Consider the following 11,056-nt stretch of genomic DNA (forward strand, 5'->3'; position numbering starts at 1 on the left):
AATCTTTTTGTAAAATGATGAGGATAGGAAAGCTGATTATATAAGTATGTGTGATATGATGTTTTTATAAGTTTTATACATACTACACAAATATAGATTAAATAAGATAAGTGGTGAGAATATGATTTTTGTATTGGATGTAGGGAACACAAATGCTGTACTAGGCGTGTTTGAAGAGGGGGAACTTCGTCAGCATTGGCGCATGGAAACAGATCGTCATAAGACAGAAGATGAATATGGAATGCTTGTAAAACAGTTACTTGATCATGAGGGTCTTTCGTTTGAAGATGTGAAAGGTATTATTGTGTCTTCAGTCGTACCACCAATTATGTTCGCTTTAGAACGTATGTGTGAAAAATATTTTAAAATTAAACCGCTTGTAGTAGGGCCTGGAATAAAAACGGGGCTAAATATTAAATATGAAAATCCACGTGAAGTAGGCGCAGATCGAATTGTAAATGCAGTAGCGGGAATCCAATTGTATGGAAGTCCACTTATTATTGTTGATTTTGGTACGGCTACTACATATTGTTATATTAATGAAGAAAAGCATTATATGGGTGGAGTTATTACGCCAGGAATTATGATTTCAGCAGAGGCTTTATATAGTAGGGCAGCAAAACTTCCTCGTATTGAAATTACAAAACCGAGCAGTGTTGTTGGGAAGAATACAGTAAGTGCGATGCAATCAGGTATTCTTTATGGTTATGTAGGACAAGTGGAAGGTATTGTTAAGCGTATGAAAGAAGAAGCTAAACAAGAACCGAAAGTTATTGCAACAGGTGGATTGGCGAAATTAATTTCAGAAGAATCGAATGTAATTGATATTGTAGATCCATTTTTAACGTTAAAAGGCTTGTATATGTTATATGAGCGTAATGCAAATTTACAGCATGAGAAAGGTGAATAAATAGGTATGAAAGATTATTTAGTAAAAGCGTTAGCGTTTGATGGAGAAGTACGTGCGTATAGTGTACGTACAACGAATACAGTAAGTGAGGCACAAAGACGTCATGATACATGGAGGACAGCTTCGGCGGCACTTGGTCGTTCTTTAACTGCAGGTACAATGATGGGTGCGATGTTAAAAGGTGATCAAAAGTTAACGATTAAGGTAGAAGGTAATGGTCCGATTGGCCCTATCTTAGTAGATGCTCATGCAAATGGGGATGTACGTGGCTACGTAACGAATCCACATGTTGATTTTGAAGGAACGGAACAAGGGAAATTACGTGTATATCAAGCGGTAGGTACAGAAGGGTTTGTAACAGTAATTAAAGATATTGGTATGCGTGAGCCGTTTATCGGTCAATCTCCAATCGTTTCGGGAGAACTAGGGGAAGATTTCACGTATTATTTCGCAGTTTCTGAGCAGACGCCTTCTTCTGTTGGTGTGGGTGTACTTGTAAATGGAGATGACAGCGTATTAGCGGCGGGTGGATTTATCCTTCAAATTATGCCGGGCGCACAGGAAGAAACAATTTCATTCATTGAAGATCGTTTGCAAAAAATCCCGCCTGTATCAACATTAATCGAACAAGGTCTTTCTCCAGAAGAGCTACTATATGCAGTCCTTGGAGAAGATAAAGTAAAAGTATTAGAAACAATGGATGTTCAATTTAATTGTACGTGCTCACGTGAACGTATTGAGAGTGTGTTAATTAGTTTAGGTAAAACAGAGTTAGAGCAAATTCGTGAAGAAGAAGAAGAAACAGAAGTTCATTGTCATTTCTGTAATGAACGATACAAGTTCTCTAAAGAAGATATTACAAATTTAATTGAGAATTTGTAATAAGGGGATTAACCCTCCGAATAGATTGACAAACAGGGAATTTTCTGACAAAATCTAAATATAGATAAAACCAATAAAAATACTTGGTGTTAGGAGTGACAGGAATGCGAGTGGCACAATCAGTTTCAGAATTAATCGGGAAAACGCCGATCGTTAAGTTGAACCGCATCGTAGAATCAGACAGCGCAGATATATACTTAAAACTAGAATTTATGAATCCAGGGAGTAGCGTTAAAGATCGTATTGCACTAGCGATGATTGAAGATGCTGAAAAAAAGGGATTGTTAAAAGAGGGCGATACAATCATTGAGCCAACAAGTGGTAACACAGGGATTGGTTTAGCGATGGTAGCGGCTGCTAAAGGATATAATGCAATTTTAGTAATGCCAGAAACAATGAGTATTGAGCGTCGTAATTTATTACGTGCTTACGGTGCTGAATTAGTATTGACTCCAGGTCCTGAAGGGATGGGTGGAGCAATTCGTAAAGCGACTGAATTAGCGAAAGAGCATGGCTACTTTATACCACAACAGTTCAAAAACCAATCAAATCCAGAAATTCACCGTTTAACAACAGGTCCAGAAATTATTGAACAAATGGGCGACCAATTAGATGCGTTTATTGCAGGTATTGGTACAGGTGGAACGATTACTGGTGCTGGTGAAGTGCTGAAGGAAGCGTATAAAGATATTAAAATTTATGCAGTAGAACCTGCAGATTCACCAGTATTATCTGGTGGGAAACCAGGTCCACATAAAATCCAAGGAATTGGGGCGGGATTTGTTCCGGAGACGTTGGATGTAGAAGTATATGATGAAATTATTCAAGTGAAAACAGAGCAAGCATTTGAATATGCAAGAAGAGTGGCTAAAGAGGAAGGTATTTTAGTTGGTATCTCTTCAGGCGCAGTTATTTATGCAGCAACAGAAGTTGCGAAAAAGTTAGGTAAAGGGAAAAAGATACTTGTTATTATCCCGAGTAACGGTGAACGTTATTTAAGTACACCACTTTATCAATTTGAATCATAATTAAATGCGATTGAAAAAGCATCCTTGAAAAAGGATGCTTTTTCTTTTTGGATTGGAAATAGGAAAAGAGTGAATGACTAGAAAACTTCATGTAAAATAAGAGGTAGTATAATTAAATTATTTTCACTAGCCTTCGAGTATAATCAATCTCTATATAAATAACTTATGTAGTTGGAGCTGGTTCATCTAAGAGGGTGGGATAAAAGAAGACGGGGTGTTGATATGCAACGAAGAAAATCTTTAGCGCTTTCTATTCCATATCAGTTAGATTTCTTTAAGCAATATAAATTTCTTTCTCAGGATAAGCCGCAACATATTTTGCTGGAAAGTGGACGTGGCGGTCGTTATAACATAGTGGGTTTAAACCCGGTAGCGGTAATCCAAGGGAAGGGTGAAAAGTTACATATAAGTGAAAGCGGTAAGGAAACAATAAAAAGAGGGAATTCATTAGATTTAATGCAAGAATATATGGAGAAATGGAAAACAGACTACAATCCAGAGTACCCGCCTTTTCAAGGTGGTGCAATTGGCTACTTTAGTTATGATTGTATCCGTTATATCGAAAAACTCCCTTCTCTTGCAGAGGATGATCTGAATATACCCGATATATACTTTTTATTATTTGACGATGTGTTTGTCTATGATCAAAAAGAAAAGCTATTGTGGATTATTACACATTATGTAGATAAGCATGCAGAAGCAGAAGAACGTTTAAATGAATGGAAGGATCTTTGGGTGGCAGAAGTGCCTGAAGTGACTATGCCGTTTGAACGTCCTAAAAAGAAAAATGAAGCGGTTGCCTTTACAGAAACAGGCTTTATGAAGGCAGTTGAATGTATTCAAGAATATATTGGGGCGGGTGATGTGTTCCAAGTAAACTTGTCGACGAGACAAGAAAGAACTTTACAAACGCATCCACTAGAAATTTATACAAGTCTTCGTGAAATTAATCCATCTCCATATATGGGTTACCTGGAGCTTGGGGATTTTCAAATTGTTAGTGGATCGCCAGAGTTGTTAATTAAGAAACAAGGAACTGAAGTAAGTACAAGACCAATTGCTGGAACGAGATCTAGAGGCGCGGATGAGCAAGAGGATGAAGAATTAGCAAGAGAATTAATTGAGAACGAAAAAGAAAGAGCAGAGCATGTAATGCTTGTGGATTTAGAAAGAAATGATTTAGGGCGTGTTTGTAAATATGGCACTGTAGAAGTAGATGAATTTATGGTAATTGAGAAATACTCACATGTTATGCATATTGTTTCTAATGTGCGTGGTGAGGTGGAAGAAGATAAAGATGCTTTTGATTTAGTGAAGGCTGTATTCCCTGGTGGAACAATTACTGGTGCCCCGAAAATACGTACAATGGAAATTATTGAGGAATTAGAACCTGTTCGCCGAGGGATTTATACAGGTTCAATCGGTTGGATTGGTTATTCTGGAGATACAGAATTGAATATTGTAATTAGAACACTTCTTGCTAAAGATGGAAAAGCTCATGTACAAGCGGGGGCGGGAATTGTAATTGATTCAAATCCGGAAAATGAATATAAAGAGTCTTTAAAAAAGGCGATTGCTTTATGGCGTGCAAAAGAACGTAGCGAAGAAACGGTTAGGTGAGAGAAATGATATTAATGATTGATAATTATGATTCTTTTACATTTAATTTAGTGCAGTTTCTTGGAGAACTTGGACAAGAGCTCGTTGTTAAACGTAACGATGAAGTGACGATTTCAGATATCGAGAATATGAAACCAGATTTTCTAATGATTTCTCCAGGTCCATGTAGTCCTAATGAAGCGGGGATTAGTATGGAAGTTATTAAATACTTCGCGGGGAAGATTCCGATTTTTGGAGTTTGTTTAGGGCATCAATCTATTGCACAAGTGTTTGGTGGAGAAGTTGTTCGTGCAGAGCGATTAATGCATGGGAAAACTTCGCTTATGCATCATGATGGAAAGACGATTTTTTCGGATATTCCTAATCCGTTTACTGCGACGCGCTATCATTCCCTTATTGTTAAGAAAGAGACGTTACCAGATTGCTTAGAGGTAACATCTTGGACGGAGGAAGGGGAAATTATGGCACTTCGTCATAAGACATTGCCGATAGAGGGTGTGCAATTCCATCCGGAATCTATTATGACTTCTCATGGGAAAGAGTTATTGCAGAATTTCATTCGTAAATACAGTCCAAGTGCGACATTATGTTAATTTACGTAAATGGTCAGTATGTAGAAGCAAGTGAAGCGAGAATTTCTCCTTATGATCATGGTTATTTATATGGTCTTGGAGTTTTTGAAACGTTTCGTATTTATAATGGTCATCCTTTCTTATTGGATGATCATTATGACCGTTTAATAGAGGCGCTGGATACATTGCAAATTAAATGGACAATGACAAAAAATGATGTGATGCTTATTTTGAAAGATTTACTCGCTAAGAATGAATTGAAGCATGCATATGTACGTTTTAATGTATCGGCGGGTATAGATGAAATAGGATTACAAACGGAAATATACGAAGAGCCTTCGGTTATTGTTTTTATAAAACCTTTAACAGCTCCAGGAGATGTAGTAGAAAAAGAAGGTGTTATTTTAAAACAAGTGCGAAATACACCGGAAGGGACATTTCGCCTGAAGTCTCATCACTATTTAAATAATATTTTAGGTAAGCGTGAAATTGGAAATGTTGTGAGCAAGGAAGGTATTTTCCTTACTGAAGCAGGTTATGTTGCAGAGGGTATTGTTTCGAATCTATTTTTTGTGAAAGGTGATGTTTTATATACACCTTCGTTAGAGACAGGTATTTTAAATGGTATCACTCGTGCGTTTATTATAAAGAGTGCTGAAGAATTAAATATAGAAGTAAAGGAAGGTTTCTTTACAAAAGATGAGCTACTTTCAGCGGATGAAGTCTTCGTAACAAACTCCATTCAAGAAATTGTTCCGCTTTATCGTATAGAAGCGCAGGATTTCCCGGGTAAAGTAGGAGTGGTTACAAAAAGTTTAATGTACCTTTATGGAATGCAAAGAGAGAAATTATGGAGCAGAAATGAATTACGAAGAGGAGATGTGTAGTTTGAAGTGGGATTATGATTTACGCTGCGGCGAATATACATTGAATTTAAATGAAAAGACATTAATTATGGGGATTTTAAATGTAACACCAGATTCGTTTTCTGATGGTGGGAGTTACAACGAGGTAGATGCTGCGGTACGTCACGCAAAAGAAATGCAAGGTGAAGGTGCTCATATTATTGATATTGGTGGCGAATCTACTCGCCCAGGTTTTGCTAAAGTATCAGTAGAAGAAGAAATAAAGCGAGTCGTCCCGATGATTCAAGCAGTTTCAAAAGAAGTAAAATTACCTATATCTATCGATACATATAAAGCTGAAGTTGCAAAGCAAGCAATTGAGGCTGGTGCTCATATTATTAATGATATTTGGGGGGCGAAGGCGGAGCCAAAAATTGCTGAAGTCGCAGCCCATTATGATGTACCCATCATTTTAATGCATAACCGTGATAATATGAATTATCGTAATTTAATGGCGGATATGATTGCTGATTTGTATGACAGTATTAAAATTGCTAAAAATGCTGGTGTGCGAGATGAGAATATTATTTTAGATCCAGGTATCGGTTTTGCTAAAACACCGGAGCAGAACTTAGAGGCGATGCGTAATTTAGAACAGTTAAATGTGCTAGGTTATCCGGTTCTCTTAGGTACTTCGAGAAAGTCCTTTATTGGGCACGTATTAGATTTGCCAGTAGAGGAACGCCTTGAGGGAACGGGAGCTACTGTTTGTCTTGGTATTGAAAAGGGCTGTGAGTTTGTTCGTGTCCATGATGTGAAAGAAATGGCGCGTATGGCTAAAATGATGGATGCGATGATTGGTAAGGGGGTAAGGTAATTGGATAAAATTTATATCCATGATATGGAATTTTATGGTTATCATGGTGTGTTTCCAGAGGAGAATAGATTAGGTCAGAGATTTAAAGTTGACTTAACGGTGGAGTTGGATTTAAAGCGTGCAGGGGAAAGTGATGACTTAGAGCATTCGGTCAATTATGGAGAGCTTTTCGAATTATGTAGAAAAGTTGTTGAGGATAGAAAGTATAAGCTTGTGGAGAGTATCGCTGAAAATATTGCTGCAGATATATTAAAGCAATATAAAAGTATTTCACGGTGTACAATTAAGGTGATTAAACCAGATCCGCCGATACCGGGCCATTATCGCGCTGTAGCAGTAGAAATTACGAGAGAACGTCCATGAATAATATAGCGTACATTGCATTAGGGTCAAATATTGGAGAGCGTTATACGTATTTAACTGAAGCCATTCAGTTTTTAAATAAAAGTCCGTATATTCAAGTTGATGATGTTTCGTCAGTGTATGAAACTGATCCAGTTGGCTATACTGACCAAAGTTGTTTTTTAAATTTAGTTATAAAAATTTCTACCAATTTATCACCGCAAGAATTATTGAAAGTAACACAAAAAGTAGAAAATGACCTAGGAAGAAAAAGGGAAATTAGGTGGGGGCCGAGGACTATCGACCTTGACATTTTACTTTATAATCAAGAGAATATTGAAGCAGAGAATCTTATTGTTCCGCATCCGCGGATGTTCGAAAGAGCTTTTGTTATCGTTCCGTTGTTAGAGATTAATCAGGATATAAAACAAAACATTTCACGTTCACAAGTAGAAGAAATGAAAAGGCGAGAGGGAGTAACGGTATGGAAGCAGAAAAATGGGGAAGACGCATTCGTGCTTTTCGAAAGCTAAAAGGCTACACGCAAGAAGGTTTTGCTAAAGAATTAGGGGTATCAGTATCTGTTTTAGGTGAAGTTGAGAGAGGGAATCGATCGCCTTCTCAAGATTTTGTAGTAGAAGTTGCTAAGGCGTTAAATGTTTCGATAGATGAATTAATGCCAAAGTGACTGTGCGGGAAGGAGTAGGTTGATTGTTAAAGATTGCAAATATTGAGATGAAAAATCCGGTTGTATTAGCACCGATGGCGGGAGTGTGTAACTCTGCATTCCGTTTAACAGTTAAAGAATTTGGTGCAGGTTTAGTTTGTGCTGAAATGGTAAGTGATAAGGCAATATTACTGAATAACAAAAGAACATTAGATATGTTATATATTGATGAGAGAGAAAAACCATTAAGTTTACAAATTTTCGGTGGAGAGAAAGAAAAGCTTGTAGATGCTGCGAAATACGTAGATAAATATACGACAGCAGACATTATTGATATTAATATGGGTTGCCCAGTACCGAAAATCGTTAAATGTGATGCGGGGGCAAGGTGGCTTCTAGATCCAAATAAAATATACGAAATGGTAGCAGCGGTTGTAGATGCTGTTGAAAAGCCGGTTACGGCTAAAATGCGTATCGGTTGGGATGAAGAACATATTTTCGCAATAGAAAATGCTAGAGCTGTTGAGCGTGCTGGCGGACAAGCTGTGGCGGTTCACGGACGTACGCGAGTGCAAATGTATGAAGGGAAAGCAGATTGGGATATCATTAAACAAGTAAAGCAAGCTGTGAATATCCCGGTTATCGGAAATGGTGATGTCGAAACACCGCAAGATGCGAAGCGTATGCTTGATGAGATTGGTGTAGATGGTGTTATGATTGGTCGTGCAGCTCTTGGGGATCCATGGATGATTTATCGTACGGTAAAGTATTTAGAGACAGGTGAATTAATGCCGGAACCAACAGTCCGTGAGAAAATTGATGTATGTATGTTGCATCTAGATCGTCTTATCGATTTAAAGAACGAAAATGTTGCTGTAAGAGAGATGAGAAAGCATGCGGCTTGGTATTTAAAAGGTGTTCGTGGTAATGCGAGTGTGCGTAATGGTATCAATACTTGCAACACGCGTGAAGACCTTGCGAATGTATTAGGTGCATTTGTAGAAGAAGTAGAGGCGAAACAACAAACAATTTACGTTGGTTAATAAGGAGGACGGAGAAGATTGACATTCTTCTACACACTTCCTATAATTACGTGAAAGAAAGAAGAACTGCCAGTTAGTTGCTGGCAGTTTTTCTAGTTGAGTAGAAAATGCTATACTGTATATATTGTAAAAATTAATAGAGCTGGAGTGATATCAATATCATGGATAACATGAACCACGAAGAATTAAACGACCAATTGCTTGTTCGTCGTGAAAAGCTACATAATTTACGTGAGCAAGGAATCGATCCGTTCGGTAAACGATTTGAACGCACAAATTCAACAACCGACTTAGTAAGTCTATATGGAGAATTCTCTAAAGAAGAATTAGAAGAGAAGGAAATCACGGTTTCTATCGCTGGTCGTATTATGACAAAACGCGGTAAAGGAAAAGCTGGATTCGCACACATTCAAGATTTACACGGACAAGTTCAAATTTACGTTCGTAAAGATACTGTTGGAGATGAAGAGTACGAGTTATTTACGACAGCAGATTTAGGTGACTTAGTAGGTATTGAAGGTAAAGTGTTCAAAACAAACGTTGGAGAACTTTCAGTAAAAGCAACAGGATTTACGCTTTTAACGAAATCTCTTCGTCCATTGCCGGATAAATACCATGGATTAAAAGATGTTGAACAAAGATACCGTCAACGTTACTTAGACTTAATTACAAGTATGGAAAGTCGTGAAACATTTGTTACTCGTAGTAAAATCATTCGTGAAATGAGAAGATATTTAGATGACAACGGTTATCTTGAAGTAGAAACGCCTATGATGCACGCGATTGCGGGTGGAGCATCTGCTCGTCCTTTCACTACGCATCATAATGCGTTAGATATGGAATTATATATGCGTATCGCAATTGAACTTCATTTAAAACGTCTTATTGTGGGCGGATTAGAAAAAGTCTATGAGATCGGCCGTGTATTCCGTAATGAGGGTGTATCAACTCGTCATAATCCTGAGTTTACGATGATTGAATTATATGAAGCGTACGCTGATTATAATGATATTATGAAACTAACAGAAAATATGGTTGCTCATATTGCGAAAAAAGTATTGGGTACAACAACGATCCAATATGGTGATTATGAAATTAATCTAGAACCAGAATGGACACGTCTTCATATGGTAGATGCAATTAAGCAACACTCTGGAGCGGATTTCTGGACTCCGATGAGTGTAGAAGAAGCGCGTGAGCTTGCAAAAGAACATAATGTAGAAATTAAGGATACAATGGAAGTTGGTCATATCATTAATGAGTTCTTCGAGCAAAAAGTAGAAGATAAATTAATTCAACCAACATTTATTTACGGTCATCCGGTAGAAATTTCGCCACTTGCGAAAAAGAATGACGAAGATCCACGATTCACAGATCGTTTCGAGTTATTTATCGTTGCACGTGAACATGCAAATGCATTCACTGAGTTAAACGATCCAATTGATCAAAAAGAACGTTTTGAAGCTCAATTAAAAGAGCGTGAGCAAGGTAATGACGAAGCTCACATGATGGATGATGATTATATCGAAGCTCTTGAGTACGGTATGCCTCCTACGGGTGGATTAGGAATCGGTATTGATCGTCTAGTTATGTTATTAACAAATGCACCATCTATTCGTGATGTATTATTATTCCCTGCTATGCGTCATAAACAAGACTAAGCTTTGGAGATTTCTCCAAAGCTTTTTTTATTTGAGTATGAGTTGCGTGGGTATAATAGATCTTGCTGGTGCGAGAAATTATATTTATATAGAAGAAATGTGCTGTTTTTATACTTTTTTACTAAGTTAAAAATTTTATTAGAAAAACTATTGCATTTTAATAATTAAACTGGTATATTTATATCCGTTGCCACGAAAGGTAACAAGCAAAACAAACGAAAAACAACTTATTGAAAAAGTTGTTGACGAAAATATAACAAAATGTTATATTGATAAAGTCGCTTGTGAGCGAAAACGTAGTTCTTTGAAAACTGAACGAAACAAACAACGTGAAACGTCAATTTTTATTTTTAGATGCTAGACAAACTAACTTTATTGGAGAGTTTGATCCTGGCTCAGGATGAACGCTGGCGGCGTGCCTAATACATGCAAGTCGAGCGAATGGATTGAGAGCTTGCTCTCAAGAAGTTAGCGGCGGACGGGTGAGTAACACGTGGGTAACCTGCCCATAAGACTGGGATAACTCCGGGAAACCGGGGCTAATACCGGATAACATTTTGAACTGCATGGTTCGAAATTGAAAGGCGGCTTCGGCTGTCACTTATGGAT

12 protein-coding genes and 1 rRNA gene are annotated in these 11,056 nt (G+C 37.6%); all 13 read left to right on the forward strand.

Going from position 1 to position 11,056, the window contains the following annotated elements; all coding sequences use genetic code 11:
• Nucleotides 1-121 precede the first annotated feature (121 nt).
• Nucleotides 122-910 carry a type III pantothenate kinase gene (locus ATL10_RS25740; RefSeq protein WP_000578365.1) on the forward strand — a complete coding sequence of 263 codons (789 nt, stop codon included), beginning with the start codon at nt 122-124 and terminating at the stop codon, nt 908-910.
• A 6-nt stretch (nt 911-916) separates the two neighbouring features.
• Nucleotides 917-1,792, forward strand: a complete 876-nt coding sequence (gene hslO, locus ATL10_RS25745; RefSeq protein ID WP_000656367.1) for a redox-regulated molecular chaperone HslO — start codon at nt 917-919, stop codon at nt 1,790-1,792.
• Between the two features lie 104 nt (nt 1,793-1,896).
• Nucleotides 1,897-2,820 (forward strand): cysteine synthase A, encoded by a 924-nt coding sequence (gene cysK / locus ATL10_RS25750; RefSeq protein WP_069354737.1) that lies wholly within the window; start codon nt 1,897-1,899, stop codon nt 2,818-2,820.
• Nucleotides 2,821-3,042: 222 nt separating this feature from the next.
• Entirely contained in the window at nt 3,043-4,440 is a 1,398-nt protein-coding gene (gene pabB, locus ATL10_RS25755; RefSeq protein WP_090978610.1) for an aminodeoxychorismate synthase component I, read from the forward strand.
• A 5-nt stretch (nt 4,441-4,445) separates the two neighbouring features.
• Nucleotides 4,446-5,033, forward strand: coding sequence for an aminodeoxychorismate/anthranilate synthase component II (gene pabA, locus ATL10_RS25760; protein WP_000602297.1), 588 nt, complete (start codon nt 4,446-4,448; stop codon nt 5,031-5,033).
• Nucleotides 5,027-5,899 (forward strand): aminodeoxychorismate lyase, encoded by an 873-nt coding sequence (gene pabC, locus ATL10_RS25765; protein ID WP_016513295.1) that lies wholly within the window; start codon nt 5,027-5,029, stop codon nt 5,897-5,899. Before pabA ends, pabC begins: the two co-directional genes overlap by 7 nt.
• On the forward strand, nt 5,874-6,734 hold the full coding sequence (gene folP, locus ATL10_RS25770) for a dihydropteroate synthase (RefSeq protein ID WP_002103948.1): 861 nt from the start codon (nt 5,874-5,876) through the stop codon (nt 6,732-6,734). The genes pabC and folP overlap by 26 nt, the downstream gene beginning before the upstream one ends.
• Nucleotides 6,735-7,097, forward strand: a complete 363-nt coding sequence (gene folB, locus ATL10_RS25775) for a dihydroneopterin aldolase (RefSeq protein ID WP_000358070.1) — start codon at nt 6,735-6,737, stop codon at nt 7,095-7,097.
• On the forward strand, nt 7,094-7,609 hold the full coding sequence (gene folK, locus ATL10_RS25780) for a 2-amino-4-hydroxy-6-hydroxymethyldihydropteridine diphosphokinase (protein WP_001059456.1): 516 nt from the start codon (nt 7,094-7,096) through the stop codon (nt 7,607-7,609). Before folB ends, folK begins: the two co-directional genes overlap by 4 nt.
• Nucleotides 7,561-7,764, forward strand: a complete 204-nt coding sequence (locus ATL10_RS25785) for a helix-turn-helix domain-containing protein (RefSeq protein WP_000387030.1) — start codon at nt 7,561-7,563, stop codon at nt 7,762-7,764. Before folK ends, ATL10_RS25785 begins: the two co-directional genes overlap by 49 nt.
• A 23-nt stretch (nt 7,765-7,787) precedes the next feature.
• A complete protein-coding gene (gene dusB / locus ATL10_RS25790) occupies nt 7,788-8,786 on the forward strand; it encodes a tRNA dihydrouridine synthase DusB (protein ID WP_110497805.1) in 999 nt (332 codons plus the stop codon).
• Nucleotides 8,787-8,947: 161 nt separating this feature from the next.
• Nucleotides 8,948-10,447 (forward strand): lysine--tRNA ligase, encoded by a 1,500-nt coding sequence (gene lysS, locus ATL10_RS25795; RefSeq protein WP_000369686.1) that lies wholly within the window; start codon nt 8,948-8,950, stop codon nt 10,445-10,447.
• A gap of 372 nt (nt 10,448-10,819) precedes the next feature.
• A 16S ribosomal RNA gene (locus tag ATL10_RS25800) occupies nt 10,820-11,056 on the forward strand; the annotation flags it as partial.

The sequence above is a fragment of the Bacillus sp. 196mf genome, from assembly GCF_003217275.1.
GTDB classification, from domain to species: domain Bacteria; phylum Bacillota; class Bacilli; order Bacillales; family Bacillaceae_G; genus Bacillus_A; species Bacillus_A thuringiensis_S.